The sequence below is a fragment of the Kitasatospora sp. NPDC023176 genome, assembly GCF_055560495.1.
The window spans coordinates 41,456-62,946 of sequence record NZ_JBVHIP010000028.1 but is presented as its reverse complement, the minus strand read 5'-3'; the positions used below and the strand labels follow the sequence as shown (position 1 = coordinate 62,946).

Here is a 21,491-nt window from a genome sequence, read left to right as displayed (position 1 = left end):
CCATAACCCGGTGAACGGGACGGCCGTCCGGGGGCCTCCGGGCCGTCGGCCCGCTACCCGAAGGCCGACACCGTGGACATCCCCGGCACCATCCGGGCCAGCCGCTCCGCCGTCTCCGCCCGGTCCAGCACCCGCTCCAGCCGTAGGTCGCCCGGGAGCTCCTCGATGAAGCGCCCGGCCGACCAACTGCGCTCGTACGGCAGCGGCTCCAGCACCAGGGTGCGCACACCGTCCAGCACCGGGATGTCGCTGGGCGTGCCCTCGTTCCAGAGCCAGGAGCCGTCCGGCGCGACCAGGTTGAAGGCGCCGGTGGCGATCAGCCGGCGGCCGTCCGGGGACTCCGTCCGGGCCAGCGCCACCACCTCCGGGTCCTGCGGGGTGCCGGGCAGGTGGCCGCCGCCGATCAGCACGTCGGCGAGCAGGGTGTGCAACTGGAAGGTGTCGCTCAGGCCGCTCATCCGCAGCAGGTAGCCGGTGCCGGTGGGGCGGTCGAGGACCAGCAGCGGCTCGTCGTCGAGCACCAGGGCCAGGTGGGTCAGGCCCTTGAAGTCGTGCCGCTCGCCCTCGTACCGGTCGAACAGCTCCAGCAGCACCCCGGTGACGCCCGAGGCGCGGGCCTCGGCCCGGACCGGCGCGTGGGCGTACACCGCCCAGGCGGCCTGCTGCCACAGGTGCAGCGTCCACCAGGCGACCACGGCCAGGTGGGCGTTCCAGGCGTCGAGGAGCTCCGGGTCCTCGATCCGGGCGTGCGCCTCGGCCGGATCGTCCGTCTCCTGGTCCGGCAGCGGCCCGCCGCCGGTCCGCGCCCAGTGCTCGACCAGCCGCTGGGCGCCGGTCAGCGCCCCGCGCAGCCCGGCCAGCACCGGCCCGGCGCAGGCCACCGGATCGGCGCCGGACTCCACGCAGGCGCCCACCACCATCGCCAGGTGCGCCCGGGGGAACGGCGGCGCGTCCGGCAGCAGTGCGGCCAGCCGGGGCCCGGCCGCCCGCCGCTCGGCCGGTCCGGCCGGGCCGAACAGCCCGCCGACCAGGCCCAGGGCGGGGCCGAAGCGCTCGTCGTCGCCGGCCGCGACCACCGCCTCCAGTTCGGCCACCGCTTCGAGGAGGGCGGGCTGCTGACGGGTCGACGAGGTGCTCGGGGTGGACATTCGCCGCAGCATAGGCGGCGCCGCCCGTCCACCGGAAACGCACCCGCGCTTCGGCCGGACCGGCGCCGCCCCGCGCCGCCGCGGTCGCGGTGCCGGCCGCCGTCCTCGGCCACCGGGCCCGCTGTCGGTCCCGGATGGGAGACTCCGAGCGTGACTGACAACGCGAGCGCGGCGATCACCGACGGCCGCTACCGGATCCGCAACGTCGGCAGCGGCCTGCTGCTGGCGGTCGCCGAAGCGTCCCGGCGCAGCGGCGCCCGGATCCGCCTGGGCGCGGACGACGGCTCCGACGCCCAGCTCTGGCAGCTCACCGCCGTCCACCCCGGTGGCGCGCTCTTCCACATCGAGAACGCCGGCAGCGGCAAGCGCCTCGACGTCACCGGCGCCTCCCCGGACGACGGCGTCCCGATCCAGCAGTGGTCCGCCAACGCCTTCGGCGCCCAGGAATGGCTGCTGGAGGCCCACGTCGACGCCCCGGGGACGTACACCGTCACCAGCTTCATCAGCGGCAAGCCGCTCACCGCGACGCAGGCCCCGGACGCGGGCGTCCAGCAGTGGGAGGACACCGACTCGCCCACCCAGTGGTGGCGCTTCGAGCGGCAGTAGCGGCGGTAGGCGATTCCTAGGCGGACAGGTTGGCCCGGAGGGCGTCCAGGTCGGCTTCGGTGATGCCGTGGGTGTGCAGGTAGGCGGGGACGGTGCCGTGGCGGGTGCGGATCCAGCCGAGGGAGGAGGCGAGGAGTTCGGCGCTGACCGGGCGGGAGATCCGCTCGGTGCCGGTCTCGTCGATGTACGGGGCCGGGCCCTCGTTCAGGCCGAGGCCGAGGTTGGAGAGCAGGAAGTCGGCGATGATGTCGGCGTCCGGGGCGCCCAGCAGGGACTGCAGGACGGCGATGGTGAGGCCGGTGCGGTCCTTGCCGACGGCGCAGTGCACGATCACCGGCAGCGCCTCCGGGGCGGCGAGCCGGCGGACCACCGCGGCAAGCGAGGGTCCGGCGGTCTCCGGCATGAAGGTGTAGAGCTCGGCCTGCCCCTCGGGCCAGGGCCGGTCGAGGTCGCCGCGGTTGGCGGGCAGGGTCGGCAGGTTGAACGTCTCGTGGTCGAGGCCGTGCCGCTGGTCCGGCCAGACCTCCAGCTCGAACGGGCTGCGCAGGTCGATGACCGTCCGCAGACCGAGGCCCTTCAGCTTCCGGGCGCCCTCCCCGGTGAGCGTGTGGAGGGAGCCGGAGCGGTACAGGACGCCCCGGCGCAGGGCGCCGATCCCGCCCGCGTCACGGAAGTTGCGCACACCGGGGATGTCGATGAAGGCATCGGTCATGGCGTCCACCGTACGGGCGCGGCCGGACCGGGGGAAGGAAACCGGAGAAGGCCGTTCGCCTGGGCGCCGCCCCCGGCAGGGGGTCTCAGCGCCCGCCGGAGACCTCCAGGAACGCCCCCGTGGTGTACGAGGCGGCCGGGGACAGCAGGAACAGGACCGCCTCGGCGACCTCCTCCGGCTCCCCGCCGCGCCGCATCGGCAGTCCCGGCGCGACCCGGTCGACCCGGCCCGGCTCGCCGCCGAGCGCGTGGATGCCGGTGTGGATCAGGCCCGGCCGGACGCAGTTGACCCGGATCCCCTCGGCCGCGACCTCCAGGGCGAGCCCACGGGTCATCGAGTCCACCGCGCCCTTGGCCGCCGCGTAGTCGACGTACTCGTTCGGCGAGCCGATCCGGGAGGCGGCCGAGCCGACGTTGACGATCGCGCCGCCGCGCCCGCCGTGCCGGGTGGACATCCGGCGGACGGCCCGGGCCGCGCACAGGAACGGGCCGGTGATGTTGGCGGCCCAGATCCGGTTCAGCCGGTCCTCGTCGATGTCCTCCAGCCGGCACTGGCGCTCCAGGGTGCCCGCGTTGTTCACCAGCCCGGTGAGCGGCCCGAGTTCGGCGTCCACGGTGGCGAACAGCCGGTCCACCTCGGCGCTGCGGCTGACGTCGGCCCGGACGGCGATCGCGGTGCCGCCCTCGGCCCGGATCGCGTCCACGACGGCGGCGGCCGAGGCCTCGTCCGTACGGTAGTTGACGCAGACCCGGTGGCCGCGGCGGGCGGCCAGCAGGGCGGTGGCCGCGCCGATGCCGCGGCCGGCGCCGGTGACGAGCAGGACTTCGTCGGTGCTGGTGGTCGACATGTCCCGTACGCTACCCGGCCGCCGTTACCCGGACCGCTGCCCGGACCGCCGTCCCGCCGCGGCGGCCTGCCGCAGTGCGGCGACCTTCGGCGCGCGGCTCTTCGGCGAGTCCAGGCTGAAGCCGCGGGCGTCGCCCAGGTCGTCCCGGACGAACGCCTCGGTGCGGGCCACCGCCTCGCGCAGCGCGTCGTCCGGCGGGACGAAGCACTGGTGGACGATCTCGGCCCGTTCGGTGTCGTACTCCCACAGGCCGACGATCCGGCCGCGGTCCAGCACCAGGTGGGTCTGCGGGTCGGCCTCGCCGCCGAAGGTGCGGCCGGCCCGGCCGGCCGGCAGCGGGCGGGCGGCGTCGGCCGGGTCGAGCAGCCGGGGCAGGTCGCGGTGCAGCAGGTGGATGCCGTCGATGCCGGCCAGCAGGGTGTAGTGCGGCTCGGCCGGCGCCTCGAACTCATGGAACTCAGCGGCGAGTTCGGGCAGCATCAGGAGGTCCGAGCCGGGGGTGAGCGGGGCGGTGCCGGCCTCGGCGACGGCCCGGCGGGCGGTGGCCGCGGAGAAGCCGGAGAACCAGCGGAAGTGCCCGAGGGTGGCCGGCCCGGCCCAGGAGAAGTAGCGGCGGGCGAAGTCGACGGCGTCCCCCGCGACCGGCTGGTCCCAGCCGACGTAGCCGTAACGCTGTTGGTCCAGACGGCCGTTGACCGGCACCCGGCGGATCCGGCCGCGCGACTGCAGCAGCCCGAGGGCGAGCGGCAGGGTGGTCGACAGGCCGCGCTTCCGGCCCGCCTCGCCGAGCGACCGGACGGCGTCGCCGACCGCCTCCCGGATCGTGGTCGGGTCCAGCGGCCCACCGCCGGACAGCGCCCGCTCGATGGCCAGGCAGAGCTGCTCCACCTCGTCCCGGCCGACCCCCAGGTGCTTGGCCGCGGTGGCCAGTTCACCCGCCGGGGCGGCCGCGCCCACCGCCAGGCCGAGCGCGAAGTCGGCGGCCGGCAGCACGTACGTACAGCCGCGCGCGGACGGCAGCTCGTGCACCTCCAGGCCCGCCACCGCCGCGTCCACCGCCGCCCGCCCCAGCCCGGCCCGGGCGAACAGGCCCAGGTACGGTGCCGCGCCGCCGACCGAACGGGCCCAGCCGGTGGCGGCCAGCACCTCGGCGGCGGACGCCCCGGTGTGCGGGCGGTCCAGCCACTGCCGGTGCGACCACCAGGCCCGCAACTTCTCGGTATCGATCCCGTGGCTGTGCTCCATGCGCCCAGTATCGGCGCCGGGTCGGGCCCCGGACCGGAAATCGCTCGCCCGGCGCGGTCCGTTCCGGAGATGATGCGGTACCCGTCGGCACCGGTGATCGAGAGGAGAACACATGCCCACCACCGCCGCGCCCGGCACCGTACTGGCCTCCGGCACGGTGCTGCTCTCCGGAATCGTCGGCTCCACCGCCTACGGCTTCGCCCACGCCGGCTCCGACCTCGACCGGCTGGGCCTGTTCGCCGTCCCCACCGAGGAGTTGCACGGCCTGCACCGCCCGGCCGAGTCGCACGTCACCACCGAGCCGGACGTCACCCTGCACGAGGCCGCCAAGTGGTGCCGGCTGGCGCTGTCCTGCAACCCGACCGCCTCCGAACTGGTCTGGCTGCCCGAGGACCTGTACGAGACCGCCACCCCGCTCGGCCGCGAACTGGTCGGGATCCGGTCGAGCTTCCTCAGTGCACCGGCCGTCCGCAAGGCCTATCTCGGCTACGCGGACCAGCAGTTCCGCAAACTGCTGACCCGCGACACCACCGACCCGGCCACCCGCCGCCGGGCCGCCAAGCACGCCCGGCACCTCGTCCGGCTGGTCGAGCAGGCCGTCCGGCTGCACCGCACCGGCCGCAACCTGATCCGGCTGCCCGACCCGGACCGCGTCCGCGACCTCGGTGAACGCATCGCCGACCGCCCCGCCGCCGCCGAACAACTGCTCGCCGACGCCGCCGACCGGCTTGCCCGCCCCGGCGTCCTGCCCGACGCCCCCGACCCCCGCCCCGCCGAGGCCTGGCTGCGCCGCGTCCGCGCCGCCCACTACAGCCCGCCTCAAGCCCCGCCCCCCGCCCCCGGCGCGCCCACCCAATCCACTGGCGGAGCCCTGGGGCCCACCGGGTAGGATCGCCGTGACCCTCCCCACCCGGGACCACCCCGGCACGGAGGGCCGCGGGCCGCTAGCTCAATTGGCAGAGCTGCGGACTTTTAATCCGTAGGTTCAGGGTTCGAGCCCCTGGCGGCCCACACGAACGATCCGGTCAGGCCTAGGGCGTTCTCCCCGTCGGGGAGGGCGCCCTTCGTCGTGCCCGGGGGCGGCAGAGGTGAGTGATGGAGGCTCAACTACCTTGGGACCATGGGACCTTTGAAGCCGGAACTTCCAGAACTCGTGGTCGGACTCGTCTGTTTCTTCCTGATTTTCGGGATCCTCGGGGTGGTGGTGCTGCCGCGGATCGAGAAGCTGCTGGCGGAGCGCCGGGACGCCACCGAGGGGGGTGTCGAGCGGGCCGAGGCGGCGCGGGCGGAGGCCCTGCGGGTCTACGAGGAGTTCCAGGCGGAGCTCACCGCGGCGCGGCACGAGGCGGCGGTGATCCGGCAGACGGCCACCGAGGAGGGGGCGGCGCTGATCGCGCGGCTGCGGGCCGAGGGGCAGGAGCTGCGGGACGGGATGGTCGCGCAGGCGCAGGTGCAGCTGGCGGCGGACCGGGTGCTGGCCGAGGCCGCGCTGCGGGAGGACGTGGTCCGGCTGGCCGGTGAGCTGGCGGGCCGGGTGATCGGCGAGCCGGTCGCCGAGCTGCCGCGCACCCGTGCGATCGCCGACGAGTTCTTCGCCGCGCAGGACGCCCGGGCGGGCGCCGGCGCCTGACGCCCCGGACCGGTCGGGACTTCCCCCGTCCTGCGGCCCGGGTCCCGGTCGGTGGTTCAGCCACCGACCGGGACCCGGGCCGTTTCCGCTGTCGGGGCTCCGACCATGACGTCTGTCATGTCGGAGAGGTGGCGGCAGGCACTGACGGCGGTTCAGCGGCGGGCCGTAGGTTTTGGGGCATGGAGATCACGAAGGACACCGAGACCCCGGCCCGCCGCACCGAGTGGAGCCTGGCCCTGCTGGGCGGGCTGAAGCACCGGGGCGACTTCGCGGCGCGGGAGCGCACGGTGCACGTGGCCGCGGTGGGCGGGGCCAAGCTGGACCACACCCAGGCGGCGCTGCCGGCGGACGGGACGCACCTGGTGAAGGCGGCCCTGGTCGGCGGTGCGGAGCTGGCCTACCCGCAGGGCGCCTCGGCCGAGGTGGACGCGTTCTCGGTGTTCGGCGGGGTCGACCTGACCGTCCCGGCCGGGACGGCGGTGGAGGTCAGCGGGTTCTCGCTGCTCGGCGGCCGCAGCAGGGGCGTGGCCGGCGAGCCGGGCGGCCCGGTGGTGAAGGTCCGCTCGTACTCGCTGGTCGGCGGCGTCAAGGTCCGGCAGGCCGGCTGACCCGGGAGGGTCACCGCCGGGCCGGGACCGGGGCCGCCGCAGGGGCCGGGGAGGGCACGGGGGCGGCGGTGGCGCGGGAGAGGCGGACGGTGAGGCCGATCATGGCGAGGACGACGGCGAGGGCGAGCCAGCAGGCGACGGCCGCGGCGGTGGCGGGGCCGTGGTGGTCGAGGACGGCGAAGTAGCCGCCGCCGATGACGGCGACACCGGTGACGGCGGCGAACTGCTGAGTGGTGGAGAGGGTGCCGGAGGCGGTGCCGGCCCGCTCGGGGGCGATGCCGGCCATCGGGGCGCCGATCAGGGAGGGCAGGACCAGGCCGTTGCCGATGCCCATCAGGCCCATGGTGGCCAGCAGGACGGGCAGGGCGTGGCGGGCGCCGGTGGTCTGCAGGGCGAGCGCGGTGAGCAGCAGGCTGAGGGCGGTGATCGCCCCGCCGGCGACCGGGACGCGCAGCCCGTGGCGGGGGATCAGGCGCTTGCCGGCCAGCGAGCCGGCCATGGCGAGGACGGCCATCGGCGTGAAGACCAGGCCGGAGCGCAGCGGGCTGTAGCCGAAGCCGGTCTGGACGGTCAGGCTGAGCACGAACACGAAGCCGGCGAAGAAGGCCATGAAGGCGGCGTTCACGGCGAGCCCGGTGCGGAAGACCCGGCCGCGGAGCAGCTCCGGATCGAGCAGCGGCTGACCCCCGCGGGCGGCGAGCCGGCGCTCCCAGCGCAGCGCGGCCAGCGCGGCGGGGACGGCGGCGGCGAGCATCGCCCAGGCCCAGAGCGGCCAGCCGGCCTCCCGGCCGAGGACCAGTGGGACGAGGGCGAGGGCCAGCGAGCCGGAGATCGCGAGGACGCCGATGCCGTCCAGGGCGGGGCGGCGGCCGGTGGTGGTGCGCGGCAGGACGGCGGCGGCGACGGCGAGGACGGCCAGGCCGACCGGCAGGTTGACCAGGAAGACGGCACGCCAGCCGAGGCCGAAGAGGTCGCCGTCGAGCAGGACGCCGCCGAGCAACTGGCCGCAGACGCCGCTGAGTCCGCCGGTGACACCGAACCAGGCGAGCGCGCGGGGCCGGCCCTCGGCGGGGATGGCGGTGGTGATCAGGGCGAGCACCTGGGGGACCATCGCGGCGGCGGTGAGGCCCTGGAGCAGCCGGGCGAGCACCAGCTGGGTGGGGGACTGGGCGAGCCCGCAGAGCACGGAGGCGAGGGTGAAGGCGGCCATGCCGGTGAGGAACATCCGCCGGTGGCCGAGGATGTCGCCGAGCCGGCCGCCGAGGACGAGCCCGGTGGCGTAGCTGAACACGTAGCCGGCGACGACCAGTTCCAGGGCGGCCTGGCCGGCGCCGAGGTCGGCGCGGATGGCGGGCAGGGCGACGTTCACGACGTTGCCGTCGAAGCCGTACATGAAGAAGGCGGCCAGGATGACGGGGAGGAGGGGTGGGCGGAGCTGGGGGCGGGGCATGGGATGGGGCCTCCGTCGGGAGTAGTTATTGGTGGAAGTGCCAAAAATTTGGGTACGCAAAGGGGCGCGTCGTCGGAGTAGGTGTCCGGTGCCGCGTGTTCAGGCGCGAAGGTCGTCCACGATCGCGTCGACGACGGCGTGCAGCGACTCCCGCTCGAAGCCCGCCTTGGCCTGGAGCAGCAGTCCGTGGAAGCCGGCCATCGTCTGGCGGGCGAGCACCCGCGGGGCGCGGTCGGCGCGGATCTCGCCGCGGAGCCGGCCGTCCTCGACGGCCGCGGTCAGCGTGTTCTCCAGCGGGATGAACGCCTGTCGGGCCTGCTGGGCCAACTCCGGCTCGCGGACGGCCAGTTCGGTGACGGTGTTGACGGCGAGGCAGCCCCGGTGGTCGGTCGCGGCCTGGTCCACCCCGGTCAGCAGCAGCCGGCGGATGTGCTCCAGCGGCGGTAGGTCGGCCGGCGCGGGGTTGGCCCCGGCCGCGCCGCTCTCGCGGTAGCGGCGCAGCGCCAGCTCGAACAGCTGCCGCTTGCCGCCGAAGGCGTTGTACAGGCTGCCGCGCAGCATGCCGGTGCTCTCGGCCAGGTCGTCGGTCGAGGTGGCGGTGTATCCCTTGGTCCAGAAGGTGTTCATGGCCGCGTCGATCGCGGCGTCGGTGTCGAACTTCCTGGGGCGTGCCATGGGGAGGATGGTGGCAGTTATTGGCTCGCCTGTCAAAAACGGCTCGCCCTCCTGTGCGCAGAGGGCGAGCCGCTTCGGTCCGTGGTTGGCCCCCGCGGGGGCGGCTACTCCTGCAGGAACGTCTCGGAGAAGCTGGTGCCGCTGGAGCCGAGCCCGCCGGTGGTGGCCTCGTAGGCGCCGTTGGAGCTGGGGTCCAGGGCGACCGGGTTGGTGGAGCCGAGGGACTTGCCGTTGACGGTGGCCGAAGTGAAGTTGAGGGTGCCGAAGTCGGGGTAGGACCCGGTCGGCGACTCGATGATGACCTCGGCACTGGTCCGCTGCGCGGAGGTGGACTTGGTCGTGGTGTAGGTCCAGCCCCGCGAGGAGTCGGTCAGCTTGAGGGTGTACCGGCTGCTGCCCGCGTAGGTCACCGAGGCGGTGATGTGGTCGCCGGCCGACACCGGGTACGAGCTGAGGCTCAGGTAGACGGGGGCTGCCGGGTACATCTCGTACCAGGCCTGGTTCACCGGGCTGCCGCTGGAGCAGTCGGTGGCCACCCCGGTCTGCTCCACGCTGGAGGAGCCGTAGCCGTCGATGCCGACCCAGGGGGCGTACAGGTCGTTGGTGGAGTTGCAGACCGCGTCCGGCTCGGTCCAGGCCGCCGAGACCGAGCTGAAGCCGCTGCCGGTGGCGGCGTAGCCGCCCCAGTTGTAGCCGTTGGTGTTGTACTGCAGCGGGCGGAAGGACAGTCCCTGGGCGGCCGCCGCGGTGGTCGGCGCGGCGGGGGCGGCCAGGGTCGTGGCGGCTGCCGCGAGAGTGGCGACGCGTATCAGGAATTTGCGCATGCTGGCTCCTTCGTGAGGGGACGAACAGGAGACTCACGCGCCAACCCGGTCCGTGGGGGCGGATGTTGGCGGGTGGCAGTACAGAATGACCGGACTGTCATGAGCGGAGCAAGAGGCGCAGTGCGAAGGTTGGGGAAGGTATTGCCTCGTCCGGGAGGCGACTTGACGATCCGTCCGGGCACAATCGGCGGCAAATCGGCTGGAGCGACGGCAATTTGACCTCGAACCGCTTCGGCCCGGTCCGCCCCCGTGTCGCACCGGCACTCCACGGCGCGGTCGGGCGCGGCGAGGCGCCGGGGATACCGAGTCCGTCTCGGCGGGGCCCCGATGAGGCGGACGTCACCCTCGGCGCCCCTTCGCCCGCGCCGTCCTCACCGGCTACGCCTCCGACCGACCGGTGTCGGTCCCCGGCCGACCGGCCGCCCCCCGGCCGGCGTCGCCTGCCCGAATCAGGCGTTATCGACCGGTCTGTAGCGAGATCTTCCCGGGGCCTGCGGGGTCGTTGGTGTACCGGAGGTCAATGATCACCTTTGGTCTCCATATGATCGGAAGCCACGATGGTCGTTCTGTACTGACCTTCGTACGTACAACCAGGGAGCGGTTGGGGCCGTCTTCCTGTGTGCGGTGCGCCAGGTCGTCCGGGGCGTCGCTTCCGTCGGTGAAAGGTACGCGCATGGCAGGTCGCAGGGGCGAGAGCCCGGCTCAGGGCGAGGGCGCGCCCGAGGCACTCCCGGCGGAAGGGGCGGCGGGCGGCGTGCCCGCCCCGCGCTCCGGAGGCCGGGCCGAGGCCCGCCGTGCCGCCCAGTCCAAGGGCGGGGGCCGGGCCGACGACGGATCCGGCGCCCCCGGCAGCCCGGGCACGCCCGGCGGACGGGCGGCGGCGCGGCGCGGCGCCAAGCCCAAGAAGAACGTGAAGAAGATCGTCGCCTGGTCGGCGGCCGGGGTGCTGGTGCTGATCGCGGGCACCGGCGGCGCGATCTACTACAAGCTGAACGCCAACATCAAGTCCTTCGACGCCGACGCGATAGCCACCGACCGCCCGCCCGAGGCCAAGGCCGACGCGGACGGCAACAAGCCGGTCAACGTGCTGCTGATCGGCTCCGACAGCCGGGGCGGCAACAACTCCGACCTCGGCGGCGGCGAGGACGGCGGCGCCCGCTCGGACACCACGATCCTGTTGCACGTCTACGCCGACCACAAGCACGCCGTCGGCATCTCGATCCCGCGCAACACGATCGTGCCGATCCCGTCCTGCAAGCTGCCCAACGGCAAGTGGACCAAGGGCGGCAACGACCTGTTCAACGCCGCCTTCTCGGTCGGTGGCAGCGACAGCGGCAACCCGGCCTGCACCCAGAACACGGTCGAGAAGGTCACCGGCATCCGGGTCGACCACACCATGGTGGTCGACTTCAACGGCTTCTCCGCGATGACCAAGGCCGTCAACGGCGTGGACGTCTGCCTGCCGAAGGCGATCTACGAGGGCGACATCAACCCCAACCTGCACAAGAAGGGCAACCTCGTCCTCCCGCAGGGCAAGCAGAGCGTCGAAGGACAGCAGGCGCTCGACTACGTACGGCTGCGGCACGGCATCGGCGACGGCTCCGACATCGGCCGGATGAAGCGCCAGCAGGCCTTCATGAGCTCGCTCGCCAGCAAGATGAAGAGCCAGGGGCTGAGCCCCACCACCCTGCTGCCGCTGGCCGACGCGGCGACGAAGTCGCTGACCGTCGACCCGGGACTGAACTCCGCGGACAAGCTGCTCTCCTTCGGCCTGTCGCTGAAGAACATCGACATGCACGACCTGAAGTTCGTGACCGCGCCCTGGCGTTACCGCACCCAGGACGCCAACATCGACCTGGTCCAGCCGGACGCCAACAAGCTCTGGGACGCCCTCAAGGCCGACCAGACCATCGACGGCCAGAACGCCACCGGCCAGCAGCCGGACGCCGCCGCCAGCTCCAGCGCCGCCGCGCAGCAGGCCGCGCCCAGCACGCCCGCCGCGGCGGCCGGGGACGCCTCCAACGCCTCGGTCAAGGTCGCGGTCTACAACGGCACCCTCGCCAACGGCCTGGCCGGCAAGGCGACCGAGCTGCTCAAGGGCGCCAAGTTCTCGGCCAGTACGTCGGGCCAGGCGGCGAGCACCAAGTACAAGACCACCACCATCGAGTACAGCTCCAGCCAGAAGGCGAACGCCGAGAAGGTCGCCGCGCTGTTCCCGGGCGCCAGCCTGGAGCCCAGCAGCGCGCGCGGCATCTCGGTGATCGTCGGCCAGGACTTCGCCGCGGCCAACGGCATGGGGGCCGGCGCCCCCACCGCGGGTGCCACCCCCGGCGCCCAGACGCCCCCGCAGCCGCTGCCCACCACCGTCACCAACGACGCCCGCTCGGCGGACGACGACATCTGCGCGAACACCACCTACGGCAGCGGCGGCTGACCGCACCCGCCCGCCCGACCGCCCGACCGCCCGCCCTACGAACCGCACGACCGACCGCACGACCCCGGAGCGCGTACGCCCCGGGGTCGTGCCATCGTGGCCGTGGAGGGGACGGCCGACCGGTCACCGAAAGGCGGACCCCATGCCCGAGATCGCGATGCAGATCGACATCGCCGCACCCCGCGCCGTCGTGCTCGACGCGCTCAACACGCACACCGGGCTGACCAGCTGGTGGACCACCGGGGTGGACCGCGAGGGCGAGGTGCTGCTGTTCGACTTCCCCGGGGTGCCCGAGCCGTTCCGGCTGCGCCGGGAGCGGGCCGACCTGGACCGGGTGCTGTGGGCCAACGCCGGGGCGTTCCCGCCGCACTGGGCCGGCACCTGGATCAGCTGGGACCTCTCCGACCAGCCCGACGCCCCCGACCGCACCCGGCTGCTGTTCCGGCACGGCGGCTGGCAGCCGGGCAGCGAGGAGGGCGTCCCGATGGTGGCCGGCACCTGGGCCGAACTGCTGGTCCGGCTCAAGGACTACGCGCAGAGCGGCAAGACGCAGCCCTACTTCGTCACCACCCTGCGCCACGACGAGGAGTGACCGCGGCGTGACCGGTCGCCCGCCAGGGCGCCGTCCGGTGGCGGGAACGCGGCAGCGGGCCGAAGGTGGGCGGTGTAGCGCCGTCGTACCGGACCCCGCCCGCCCGACGGCGGCCGAAGCCCGACGAACGACCAGAGCCCGACGAACGACCAGAGCCCGACGACCGACAGCCGGCCACCACCGCCTCCGGGAGGCCCAGCGATGCCCGTAGTGACCGATCCGTACAAGCCCGGCACCCCGTGCTGGATCGACCTGATGGCGAGCGACCAGCAGGCCGCGCTCGACTTCTACCGCGACCTGTTCGGCTGGCAGGGCGAGGCCGGCCCGGCCGAGTTCGGCGGTTACGCCGTGTGCACCCTCAACGGCCGCCCGGTCGCCGGGATCATGGCGCAGTCCGCGCCCGAGGGCCAGCCGCTGCCGCCGGTCGCCTGGACCACCTACCTGGCCTCGGACGACGCCGACGCGGCCAGGACCGCCATCGCCGACGCCGGCGGCACGATCCTCTACGACCCGATGGACGTCGGCACGATCGGCCGGATGCTGGTCGCCGCCGACCCGGCCGGCGCCGTCTTCGGAGTCTGGCAGGCGATGGACTTCATCGGCGCGGGCGTGGTCAACGAGCCCGGCGCGCTGGTCTGGAACGAGCTCAACACCGCCGACACCGGGGAGGCCGGCCGCTTCTACCAGTCGGCGCTCGGGCTGCGCCCGGCCACCATCCAGGGCATGGACGGCTACTTCTCGTTGAACGTCGCCGACCGCACGGTGGGCGGCATGCAGGCGATCCCGCCGTACCTGGCGGCCGGCACCCCCTCGCACTGGATGGCGTACTTCCTGGTGGACGACGCCGACTCGGTGGTGGACGCCCTGGTCAAGGCCGGCGGCTCGGTGATCCAGCCGCCGTTCGACATGCAGGCCGGCCGGATGGCCGTGGTCAACGACCCGCAGGGCGCGGTCTTCGCGGTGATCCAGTCGCCCGAGGCGCAGATGCCCGACTCGCCCTGATCCGACGGCGGCAAGCGGAAGCCGCCCTTCCCGCGACGCGCCGCCGGGAATGGGCGGTATCCCCCGCGTTTCCGGGGCAGACTGCACCCATGCTGGGGCTACCCGACGACATCCGCGCTTTCCTCTTCGACCTCGACGGGGTCCTCACCCAGACCGCCACGGTGCACGCTGCGGCCTGGAAGGACACCTTCGACGCCTTCCTGCGCTCCGAAGCGGCCCGCACCGGAGGGCAGTTCGTTCCCTTCGACGCCGTCACCGACTACGACACCTACGTGGACGGCCGCCCGCGCCTGGACGGCACCCGGGCCTTCCTGCAGAGCCGGGGCATCGACCTGCCCGAGGGCGCCGACGACGACCCGCCGAACGCCCGCACCGTGCAGGGCATCAGCCGGGCCAAGAACGACACCGTGCTGCGGCTGATCCGCGAGCGGGGCGTCGCGCCGTACGACGGGTCGGTCGCCTACGTGCACCGGCTGCGCGCGCTCGGGCTGCCCCGCGCGGTGGTCTCGTCCAGCGCCAACTGCCGGGACGTGCTGCGTTCGGCGGGCATCCTGGACCTCTTCGACGTGATCGTGGACGGCGTGGTCGCCAAGGAGCGGTCCCTGCCCGGAAAGCCCGCCCCGGACACCTACCTGTACGCCGCCCGCGAGCTCGGCGTCGAGCCCGCACACGCCGCCGTCTTCGAGGACGCGCTCGCCGGGGTCGCCTCCGGCCGGGCCGGCGGCTTCGGCGCGGTGGTCGGGGTCAACCGCACCGGGCAGGCGGCCGAACTGCGCCGCGACGGCGCCACCGTGGTCGTCGACGACCTCTCCGAGCTGCTCCAGGAGGACGGGCGATGAGCGAACGGGTCAGTAAGAGGCGCGCGTTGGCGAATGGCCCTGCCGAGCGTAGCGAGGTGGGCGCATGAGCCCGGCCGACAACTTCACCATCGACCCCTGGCAGGTCACCGAACACGGCGTCGACCCGGCCTCGATGGCCCGCGCCGAGTCCGTCTTCGCGCTCTCCAACGGCCACATCGGCCTGCGCGCCAACCTGGACGAGGGCGAGCCGCACGGCCTGCCCGGCACCTACCTCAACGGTGTCTTCGAACTGCGCCCGCTGCCCTACGGCGAGGGCGGCTACGGCTACCCGGAGTCCAGCCAGAGCGTCATCAACGTCACCAACGGCAAGATCATCCGGCTGCTGGTGGACGATGAGCCCTTCGACCTGCGGTACGGCGAACTCGTCAGCCACACCCGCTGGTTGGACTTCCGGGAGGGCCTGCTGCACCGCGAGTGCGAGTGGACCTCCCCGGCCGGGCGGACCATCCGGGTGCGCTCCTCCCGGCTGGTCTCGCTGACCCAGCGCGCCGTCGCCGCCGTGGAGTACAGCGTGGAGGCGGTGGACGGGCCGGTGCGGATCGTGCTCCAGTCCGAGCTGGTCGCCAACGAGCAGCTGCCCGGCGGCCCCGAGGGCGACCCGCGCGCCGCCGCCGTGCTGGAGGCGCCGCTGCAGGCCGAGGCGCACCACGCCAGCGGCACCAAGGCCGTCCTGGTGCACCGGACCCGCTTCAGCGGCATCCGGGTCGCCGCCGGGATGGACCACCTGATCGAGGGCCCGGAGCGGCTGGACACCGTCGCCGAGGCCGAGGCCGACCACTGCCGGATCAGCGTCACCACCGTGCTGGAGCCCGAACAGCGGCTGCGGCTGGTCAAGTTCATGTCCTACGGCTGGTCCGGTACCCGCTCGCTGCCCGCCGTCCGGGACCAGGTCGAGGCCGCGCTGACCGCCGCCCGGTACACCGGCTGGGACGGCCTGGTCGCCGAACAGGCGGAATTCCTCGAGGAGTTCTGGGAGTCCAGCGACGTCGAGATCGAGGGCGACGTCGAACTCCAGCAGGCCGTCCGGTTCGCCGTCTTCCACGTCCTGCAGGCCGGTGCCCGCAGTGAGGAACGCGCCATCCCAGCCAAGGGGTTGACCGGCCCCGGCTACGACGGGCACAGCTTCTGGGACACCGAGGCCTTCGTCCTGCCGGTGCTCACCTACTGCCTGCCCAGCGCCGTCAACCAGGCCCTGCGCTGGCGGCACACCACCCTGCCGCTGGCCCGCGAGCGGGCCGCCCAACTGGGCCTGGCCGGCGCGGTGTTCCCCTGGCGGACGATCCGCGGCGAGGAGTGCTCCGGGTACTGGCCGGCCGGCACCGCGGCCTTCCACATCGGCGCCGACATCGCCGCCGCCGTCGCCCGCTACGTCCGGGCCACCGGGGACGAGGAGTTCGAACGCGAGTACGGCCTCGAACTCCTCGTCGAGACCGCCCGGATGTGGCGCTCGCTCGGCCACCACGACACCGCCGGGAAGTTCCGCATCGAGGGCGTCACCGGCCCCGACGAGTACAGCGCCGTCGCCGACAACAACGTCTACACCAACCTGATGGCGCAGACGAACCTGCGCGCCGCCGCCGAGGCAGCCGTCCGCCACCCCCGCGAGGCCGCCGAACTCGGCGTCGACACCGAGGAGGCCGCCGCCTGGCGGGACGCCGCCGCCGCGATGTACGTCCCCTACGACGAGGACCTCGGCGTCCACCCGCAGGCCGACGGCTTCACCCACCACCAGGTCTGGGACTTCGAGGCCACCCCGCCGGAGAACTACCCGCTGCTGCTGCACTACCCGTACTTCGACCTGTACCGCAAGCAGGTGGTCAAGCAGGCCGACCTGGTGCTCGCCATGCAGGTCCGCGGCGACGCCTTCACCGACGAGCAGAAGGTCCGCAACTTCGCCTACTACGAGCGGCTGACCGTCCGCGACTCCTCGCTCTCCGCCTGCACCCAGGCCGTCATCGCCGCCGAGGTCGGCCAGCTCGACCTCGCGTACGACTACACCGCCGAAGCCGCCCTGATGGACCTCCACGACCTCGGCGGCAACACCCGCGACGGCCTGCACATGGCCTCCCTCGCCGGCGCCTGCGTCGCCCTGGTGGCCGGCTTCGGCGGCCTGCGCGACCACGGCGAGACGCTCGACTTCCGGCCCCGGCTGCCCCCCGGGCTGATGAAGCTGAGCTTCTCCCTGCTGGTCCGCGGCCACCTGCTCGGTGTCCGGATCACCCACGAGGGCACCACCTACACGCTGCGCCGCGGCGAGGTGCTCCACCTGCGGCACGACGGCGAGGCGGTCCAGGTCAAGGCCGGCTCCCCGGTCACCCTGCCCACCACCGCCCCGCCCGCCCAGGAACGCTGCGCCCAGCCCCCCGGCCGCGAACCGGCCCGCCGCCAGCCCCAGGCGGGCCTGGCCGCCGGCAAGCTCGGGCAGCAGGACCACCTGGCGGCGGAGTAGCCGCAGGGCCCGCGCGGGGCCGCGTCCACGGCCCCGCGCCCGCTCACTCGTTCGCCCTGGCCCGGGTGCGTCCGGCCCCGCCCTGTCGGAGGCTGCAGGTGTCCTGTGGCGAGCGAAGGGAAACCCCCGTGGCGACCGTGGCCGAACAGATGGTGGAGGTGCTCCGGCAGGCCGGGGTGGAGCGGGTGTACGGCGTGGTCGGCGACAGCCTCAACCCCGTGGTCGACGCGATCCGCCGGGCGGAGGGCATCAGCTGGGTGCACGTGCGCAACGAGGAGGCCGGCGCCTTCGCGGCCGCCGCCGAGGCCGAACTCAGCGGCCGGCTCGCGGTCTGCGCCGGCTCCTGCGGCCCCGGCAACACCCACCTCATCCAGGGCCTGTACGACGCCCAGCGCAGCGGCCTGCCGGTGCTCGCGCTCGCCTCGCACATCCCGTCCGGGCAGATCGGCACCGGCTTCTTCCAGGAGACCCACCCCGAGCGGGTGTTCACCGACTGCAGCAACTGGTGCGAGATGCTCTCCACCCCCGCCCAGCTGCCCCGGCTGCTGCGGGTCGGGATCCAGCACGCGCTCGGCTCGCACGGCGTCTCGGTGCTGGCCTTCCCCGGGGACGTCGCCGCCCTCCCGGCCGCCGGGCCGACCGGCAGCAGCCACTTCCTCACCGAGCAGGCGGTCGCCGCGCCGCCCTGGTCCCAGGTGCAGGAGCTGGCCCGGCTGCTCAACGCGGCCCGGCGGGTCACCCTGTTCTGCGGCGCCGGGGTGCGCGGGGCGCACGCCGAGGTGATGGCCGTCGCCCAGGCGCTGAACGCCCCGATCGGGCACTCGCTGCGCGGCAAGGAGTGGATCCAGTTCGACAACCCGTACGACGTCGGGATGAGCGGGCTGCTCGGCTACGGTGCCTGCCACGAGGCGCTGCACTCCGCCGACCTGGTGCTGCTGCTCGGCACCGACTTCCCGTACGACTCCTTCCTGCCGCAGGCGCACACCGTCCAGGTCGACCACGACGCCACCCGGCTGGGCCGCCGCACCGCGCTGGAACTGGCCGTGCACGGCGACGTGGCGGCCACCCTGCGGGCCGTGCTGCCGCTGCTGGACGCCGAACCCGACCGGACCTTCCTGGACGGCCTGCTGCGCAAGCACTGCAAGTCGCTGGAGGACGTCATCGGCGCCTACACCCGGGACATCGAGCAGCACCTGCCGATCCACCCCGAGTACGTCGCCTCGGTGCTGGACGAAGTCGCCGCCGAGGACGCCGTGTTCACCGTGGACACCGGCATGAACAACGTCTGGGCCGCCCGCTACCTCCAGCCGAACGGGCGCCGCCGGGTGATCGGCTCCTTCCTGCACGGCTCGATGGCGAACGCCCTGCCGCACGCGATCGGCGCCCAACTCGCCTGCCCCGGGCGGCAGGTGATCGCGATGGCGGGCGACGGCGGGATCGGCATGCTGCTCGGCGAACTGCTCACGGTGGCCCAGCACCGGCTGCCGGTGAAGACGGTGGTCTTCAACAACGGCGCGCTCGGCATGATCAAGCTGGAGATGCTGGTCTCCGGCTACCCGGAGTCGGAGATCGACAACGGGGACGTGGACTACGCCGGCATCGCCCGGGCGATGGGCATCCCGGCCAAGCGGGTCGCCGAACCGGCGAGGGTCCGGGAGGTGCTGGCGGAGGCGCTGGAGCGGCCCGGTCCGGCCCTGGTGGACGTGGTCACCGACCCGAACGCGCTGTCCATCCCGCCGCGGATCACCGCCGCCCAGCTGAAGGGCTTCGCGCTGGCGGCCGGCAAGACGGTGCTGTCGGGCGGCGTCGGGCGGATGGTCGACCTGGCGCGCAGCAACCTGCGCAACATCCCCCGGCCCTGAGCGGCCCGGGCGCCCGCCGGGACGGACGTCGCCCTGCGGCTTTTGCCTCTGAGGCAACTTTCTTGCCCCTGCGGCAGGCCGGGTGTCCACTGGACACATGACCACCAGCTCCACCGGCACCCCCGGCGACGGCGACCGGCTCGACGACCAGGAGGCCGCCGGCCTCGCCGCCCGCCTCCGCGAGCACCGGCACAGCAGCCGGCTCACGCTGGAGGTCGCCGCGGGCCGGGTCGGCCTCTCCCCAGCCTATCTGTCCCGGCTGGAGACCGGCCGCCGTCAGCCCTCGCTGCCCGTCCTGCTCGGCCTCGCCCGGGCCTACGGCACCACCGTCTCCGGGCTGCTCGGCGAGGCCATGGTCGAACCGGACCCGGTGGTCCGCGGCGGCGCCATCGAGCCCGGCCGGGCCGGCGGCTGGGGCTACCGCCGGGCCGGCGCTCCCGGCCGCGCCATGCAGGCCCTGCGGGTGCACGTCCCGCCGGGCGTCCAGGACGCGGTGGTCCGGGTCCACCCCGGCGAGGAGTGGATCTACGTCCTGCGCGGGCAGCTGCGGGTGACCCTCGGCGACCGCGTCCACCTGCTCGCCCCCGGCGACTCCGCCCACTACGACTCGCTCACCCCGCACTGCATCGCCGCCGAATCCGACACCGGCGTCGAACTGCTCTTCGTCCACACCCTGTTGCAGAGCCCCGGCGGCGAGCTCTGCCTCGGCGGCGGCCCCGCCCCGACCCACTGACCAGCCGTCAGACCCCTCGGAGGAGATCCCCATGGCCGATCCCACCACCCCCGCCGCCACCGCGCTCCCGGCCGGTGCCGCCGACACCGCCGCCGGCCCGAAGACCATGGACGCCGGCAAGTGGGCCAACAAGCGGGTCTACCTCCGCCTGGTGATCTACACGGCGGGCATCCACGCCTTCGCCGGTTTCATCATGCTGCTGTTCGAACTGGGCAGCCGCAACAAGTAGTTCGCCGACTCCCTGCCGAGCGCCCGCCCTTGCCGATCGCCCGCCCCCGCCCCGTCGGAGGCGGGCGCTCGCCGTTGGCGCCCCTGGTGCCTCCTGGTGCCTCCTGGTGCCTCCTGGTGCCTCCCGGTGCCTCCGCGGCGCCTCCCCGGTGCCTCCTACGCCCCGCGGAGCACCTCGCAGAGGGCGTTCAGCGCGGCCGGGAAGGCGTGTTCCGGCGGGCTCGCGTAGCCGATCACCAGGGCGGGTGCGCCCGCCTCGGCCGTCGGGTCGGCGCGGTGCCAGTCGAGGCCGCTGAGGGCCAGGCCGGCGGCCCCGGCGCGGGCGATCAGCTCGGCCTCCGGGGTGGAGCCGGGCGGGAGTTGGAGGACGGCGTGCAGGCCGGCCGCGATGCCGGTGACCTCGACCCGCGGGGCGTGTTCGGCGAGGGCGGCGACCAGCCGGTCGCGCCGGCGCCGGTAGTGCAGCCGGCAGCGCCGCACGTGCCGGTCGTACGTCCCCGAGGTGATCAGTTCGGCCAGCGTCAGCTGGTCGAGCACCGGGGACATCGTGTCGGCCAGCGCCTTCAGCCGGGCGACCGGTTCGACCAGCGCGTCCGGCAGGGCCAGCCAGGCCAGCCGCAGGCCCGGGGCGAGGCTCTTGGCGGCCGTGCCGGCGTACACCACCCGTTCCGGGTCGAGCGCCTGCATCGCGCCGAGCGGTTGCCGGTCGTAGCGGAACTCGCCGTCGTAGTCGTCCTCGATCACGTACCCGTCCTGTTCGCGCGCCCACCGCACGGCGGCGGCCCGTCGGCCGGCGGACAGCGGTGCGCCGGTGGGGTACTGGTGGGCGGGGGTGAGCAGGGCGGCGCCGCAGCGGGCGTCCAGCCGGTCGACGTCGGCGCCCTCGCAGTCCAGCGGCAGCGGGACGGTGGCCAGCCCGGCGGCCCGCACCACGGCGTGCTGCGGCGGCAGCCCGTACGCCTCGACCGCGAGCGAGTGGGCGCCGCGCTCCCGCAGGGCCGCGCAGAGCAGGCCGAGGCCCTGCTGGACGCCGCCGCAGATGAGCAGGTGGTCCGGGTCGGTGCGCACGCCGCGGACCCGGGCCAGGTAGTGGGTGAGCGCCTCGCGCAGTTCGATCCGGCCGAGCGGGCTGCCGTAGCCGAGCGCGTCGTGCGGGGCGGTGGCGAGGGCGCGGCGGGCGGCGGCGAGCCAGGCGGTGCGGGGGAAGAGCGAGAGGTCGGGGCGCCCGGACGTCAGGTCGTGCCGGGCGGTGCGCCGCCGCTCCCGGGCCGGGGCGGCCCGTTCGCCCCGGACGGGCACGGCCCGCCGGGCGACGGTGGTGCCGGAGCCCTGCCGGGAGCTGAGCCAGCCCTCGGCGGCGAGCTGCCCGTACGCCTCGACCACGGTGTTGCGGGCGATGCCGAGGTCCTCGCCGAGGGCCCGGGAGGACGGCAGCCGGGTGCCGGGCGCGAGCCGCCCGTCCTGGACGGCCTCGCGCAGGGCGTCCTCCAGGGCGGCCCGCAGCCCGGCGCCGGCGGCGCGCCGCTCGGTGAGGTCCAGGTGCAGGTCGCCGCCGAAGGAGGTCCAGGAGCCGTTCACGGACCCAT

The 21,491-nt window shown here is 74.2% G+C and carries 20 protein-coding genes and 1 tRNA gene; 13 read left to right on the top strand and 8 right to left on the bottom strand.

The features are described from left to right. Positions 1 to 53 precede the first annotated feature (53 nt). Positions 54 to 1,148, bottom strand: a complete 1,095-nt coding sequence (locus ACZ3YL_RS30740; RefSeq protein ID WP_465660526.1) for a hypothetical protein — start codon at positions 1,146 to 1,148, stop codon at positions 54 to 56. 150 nt (positions 1,149 to 1,298) lie between these two features. Here ACZ3YL_RS30740 and ACZ3YL_RS30735 point away from each other — a divergent pair, with 150 nt between their 5' ends. Then, on the top strand, positions 1,299 to 1,754 hold the full coding sequence (locus ACZ3YL_RS30735) for an RICIN domain-containing protein (RefSeq protein WP_465660525.1): 456 nt from the start codon (positions 1,299 to 1,301) through the stop codon (positions 1,752 to 1,754). Positions 1,755 to 1,770: 16 nt separating this feature from the next. Here the strand turns inward: ACZ3YL_RS30735 and ACZ3YL_RS30730 are convergent, their stop codons facing one another. From ACZ3YL_RS30730 to ACZ3YL_RS30720, 3 genes are all read right to left on the bottom strand, one after another. Beyond that, positions 1,771 to 2,466 carry a tyrosine-protein phosphatase gene (locus ACZ3YL_RS30730; RefSeq protein ID WP_465660524.1) on the bottom strand — a complete coding sequence of 232 codons (696 nt, stop codon included), beginning with the start codon at positions 2,464 to 2,466 and terminating at the stop codon, positions 1,771 to 1,773. Between the two features lie 85 nt (positions 2,467 to 2,551). Then, complete coding sequence (locus ACZ3YL_RS30725) at positions 2,552 to 3,313, bottom strand: SDR family oxidoreductase (RefSeq protein ID WP_188304061.1); 762 nt, start codon at positions 3,311 to 3,313, stop codon at positions 2,552 to 2,554. Between the two features lie 24 nt (positions 3,314 to 3,337). Then, positions 3,338 to 4,558: a DNA glycosylase AlkZ-like family protein gene (locus ACZ3YL_RS30720; RefSeq protein ID WP_465660523.1), complete on the bottom strand. Its 1,221-nt coding sequence runs from the start codon at positions 4,556 to 4,558 to the stop codon at positions 3,338 to 3,340. Positions 4,559 to 4,670: 112 nt separating this feature from the next. On the opposite strand from ACZ3YL_RS30720, the gene ACZ3YL_RS30715 reads away from it, so the two are divergent. The 4 genes from ACZ3YL_RS30715 to ACZ3YL_RS30700 all read left to right on the top strand — a co-directional run bounded on the left by ACZ3YL_RS30715 (position 4,671) and on the right by ACZ3YL_RS30700 (position 6,796). Then, complete coding sequence (locus ACZ3YL_RS30715) at positions 4,671 to 5,447, top strand: nucleotidyltransferase domain-containing protein (RefSeq protein ID WP_465660522.1); 777 nt, start codon at positions 4,671 to 4,673, stop codon at positions 5,445 to 5,447. A gap of 49 nt (positions 5,448 to 5,496) precedes the next feature. Next, positions 5,497 to 5,569: transfer RNA gene (locus ACZ3YL_RS30710), tRNA-Lys, on the top strand. 109 nt (positions 5,570 to 5,678) lie between these two features. Beyond that, complete coding sequence (locus ACZ3YL_RS30705; RefSeq protein WP_188304064.1) at positions 5,679 to 6,188, top strand: F0F1 ATP synthase subunit B family protein; 510 nt, start codon at positions 5,679 to 5,681, stop codon at positions 6,186 to 6,188. A gap of 179 nt (positions 6,189 to 6,367) precedes the next feature. Next, entirely contained in the window at positions 6,368 to 6,796 is a 429-nt protein-coding gene (locus ACZ3YL_RS30700) for a hypothetical protein (RefSeq protein WP_465660521.1), read from the top strand. Positions 6,797 to 6,806: 10 nt separating this feature from the next. Here ACZ3YL_RS30700 and ACZ3YL_RS30695 read toward each other — a convergent pair whose 3' ends face one another. The 3 genes from ACZ3YL_RS30695 to ACZ3YL_RS30685 all read right to left on the bottom strand — a co-directional run bounded on the left by ACZ3YL_RS30695 (position 6,807) and on the right by ACZ3YL_RS30685 (position 9,745). Further along, entirely contained in the window at positions 6,807 to 8,246 is a 1,440-nt protein-coding gene (locus ACZ3YL_RS30695; RefSeq protein WP_465660520.1) for an MFS transporter, read from the bottom strand. Positions 8,247 to 8,345: 99 nt separating this feature from the next. Beyond that, positions 8,346 to 8,921 (bottom strand): TetR/AcrR family transcriptional regulator, encoded by a 576-nt coding sequence (locus ACZ3YL_RS30690; protein ID WP_465660519.1) that lies wholly within the window; start codon positions 8,919 to 8,921, stop codon positions 8,346 to 8,348. 104 nt (positions 8,922 to 9,025) lie between these two features. Continuing rightward, positions 9,026 to 9,745 carry a G1 family glutamic endopeptidase gene (locus tag ACZ3YL_RS30685; RefSeq protein ID WP_188304068.1) on the bottom strand — a complete coding sequence of 240 codons (720 nt, stop codon included), beginning with the start codon at positions 9,743 to 9,745 and terminating at the stop codon, positions 9,026 to 9,028. A gap of 673 nt (positions 9,746 to 10,418) precedes the next feature. Between ACZ3YL_RS30685 and ACZ3YL_RS30680 the strand changes: the two genes are divergently transcribed. The 8 genes from ACZ3YL_RS30680 (at position 10,419) to ACZ3YL_RS30645 (ending at position 19,906) form a co-directional block, all read left to right on the top strand. Continuing rightward, a complete protein-coding gene (locus ACZ3YL_RS30680) occupies positions 10,419 to 12,179 on the top strand; it encodes an LCP family protein (RefSeq protein ID WP_465660518.1) in 1,761 nt (586 codons plus the stop codon). 142 nt (positions 12,180 to 12,321) lie between these two features. Further along, complete coding sequence (locus ACZ3YL_RS30675; protein ID WP_188304070.1) at positions 12,322 to 12,771, top strand: SRPBCC family protein; 450 nt, start codon at positions 12,322 to 12,324, stop codon at positions 12,769 to 12,771. A 201-nt stretch (positions 12,772 to 12,972) separates the two neighbouring features. Continuing rightward, complete coding sequence (locus ACZ3YL_RS30670) at positions 12,973 to 13,773, top strand: VOC family protein (RefSeq protein ID WP_188304071.1); 801 nt, start codon at positions 12,973 to 12,975, stop codon at positions 13,771 to 13,773. Positions 13,774 to 13,862: 89 nt separating this feature from the next. Beyond that, positions 13,863 to 14,612, top strand: a complete 750-nt coding sequence (locus tag ACZ3YL_RS30665; RefSeq protein ID WP_465660517.1) for an HAD family hydrolase — start codon at positions 13,863 to 13,865, stop codon at positions 14,610 to 14,612. 64 nt (positions 14,613 to 14,676) lie between these two features. Beyond that, complete coding sequence (locus ACZ3YL_RS30660) at positions 14,677 to 17,082, top strand: glycoside hydrolase family 65 protein (RefSeq protein WP_465660516.1); 2,406 nt, start codon at positions 14,677 to 14,679, stop codon at positions 17,080 to 17,082. Positions 17,083 to 17,210: 128 nt separating this feature from the next. Further along, positions 17,211 to 18,944 carry a pyruvate dehydrogenase gene (locus tag ACZ3YL_RS30655; RefSeq protein WP_465660515.1) on the top strand — a complete coding sequence of 578 codons (1,734 nt, stop codon included), beginning with the start codon at positions 17,211 to 17,213 and terminating at the stop codon, positions 18,942 to 18,944. Between the two features lie 97 nt (positions 18,945 to 19,041). Beyond that, on the top strand, positions 19,042 to 19,677 hold the full coding sequence (locus tag ACZ3YL_RS30650; protein ID WP_188304074.1) for a helix-turn-helix domain-containing protein: 636 nt from the start codon (positions 19,042 to 19,044) through the stop codon (positions 19,675 to 19,677). A 31-nt stretch (positions 19,678 to 19,708) separates the two neighbouring features. Further along, on the top strand, positions 19,709 to 19,906 hold the full coding sequence (locus ACZ3YL_RS30645) for a DUF6126 family protein (RefSeq protein WP_188304075.1): 198 nt from the start codon (positions 19,709 to 19,711) through the stop codon (positions 19,904 to 19,906). Positions 19,907 to 20,061: 155 nt separating this feature from the next. Here ACZ3YL_RS30645 and pdxR read toward each other — a convergent pair whose 3' ends face one another. Further along, positions 20,062 to 21,483: a MocR-like pyridoxine biosynthesis transcription factor PdxR gene (pdxR, locus tag ACZ3YL_RS30640; protein ID WP_465660514.1), complete on the bottom strand. Its 1,422-nt coding sequence runs from the start codon at positions 21,481 to 21,483 to the stop codon at positions 20,062 to 20,064. Positions 21,484 to 21,491: the final 8 nt, after the last annotated feature.

Excerpts from the sequence above, each read along its gene's own strand:
- ACZ3YL_RS30740 (WP_465660526.1), bottom strand. The coding sequence starts at position 1,148 with ATGTCCACCCCGAGCACCTCGTCGACCCGTCAGCAGCCCGCCCTCCTC.
- ACZ3YL_RS30730 (WP_465660524.1), bottom strand. The coding sequence starts at position 2,466 with ATGACCGATGCCTTCATCGACATCCCCGGTGTGCGCAACTTCCGTGAC.
- ACZ3YL_RS30725 (WP_188304061.1), bottom strand. The coding sequence starts at position 3,313 with ATGTCGACCACCAGCACCGACGAAGTCCTGCTCGTCACCGGCGCCGGC.
- ACZ3YL_RS30720 (WP_465660523.1), bottom strand. The coding sequence starts at position 4,558 with ATGGAGCACAGCCACGGGATCGATACCGAGAAGTTGCGGGCCTGGTGG.
- ACZ3YL_RS30715 (WP_465660522.1), top strand. The coding sequence starts at position 4,671 with ATGCCCACCACCGCCGCGCCCGGCACCGTACTGGCCTCCGGCACGGTG.
- ACZ3YL_RS30705 (WP_188304064.1), top strand. The coding sequence starts at position 5,679 with ATGGGACCTTTGAAGCCGGAACTTCCAGAACTCGTGGTCGGACTCGTC.
- ACZ3YL_RS30700 (WP_465660521.1), top strand. The coding sequence starts at position 6,368 with ATGGAGATCACGAAGGACACCGAGACCCCGGCCCGCCGCACCGAGTGG.
- ACZ3YL_RS30695 (WP_465660520.1), bottom strand. The coding sequence starts at position 8,246 with ATGCCCCGCCCCCAGCTCCGCCCACCCCTCCTCCCCGTCATCCTGGCC.
- ACZ3YL_RS30690 (WP_465660519.1), bottom strand. The coding sequence starts at position 8,921 with ATGGCACGCCCCAGGAAGTTCGACACCGACGCCGCGATCGACGCGGCC.
- ACZ3YL_RS30685 (WP_188304068.1), bottom strand. The coding sequence starts at position 9,745 with ATGCGCAAATTCCTGATACGCGTCGCCACTCTCGCGGCAGCCGCCACG.
- ACZ3YL_RS30680 (WP_465660518.1), top strand. The coding sequence starts at position 10,419 with ATGGCAGGTCGCAGGGGCGAGAGCCCGGCTCAGGGCGAGGGCGCGCCC.
- ACZ3YL_RS30675 (WP_188304070.1), top strand. The coding sequence starts at position 12,322 with ATGCCCGAGATCGCGATGCAGATCGACATCGCCGCACCCCGCGCCGTC.
- ACZ3YL_RS30670 (WP_188304071.1), top strand. The coding sequence starts at position 12,973 with ATGCCCGTAGTGACCGATCCGTACAAGCCCGGCACCCCGTGCTGGATC.
- ACZ3YL_RS30665 (WP_465660517.1), top strand. The coding sequence starts at position 13,863 with ATGCTGGGGCTACCCGACGACATCCGCGCTTTCCTCTTCGACCTCGAC.
- ACZ3YL_RS30660 (WP_465660516.1), top strand. The coding sequence starts at position 14,677 with ATGAGCCCGGCCGACAACTTCACCATCGACCCCTGGCAGGTCACCGAA.
- ACZ3YL_RS30650 (WP_188304074.1), top strand. The coding sequence starts at position 19,042 with ATGACCACCAGCTCCACCGGCACCCCCGGCGACGGCGACCGGCTCGAC.
- ACZ3YL_RS30645 (WP_188304075.1), top strand. The coding sequence starts at position 19,709 with ATGGCCGATCCCACCACCCCCGCCGCCACCGCGCTCCCGGCCGGTGCC.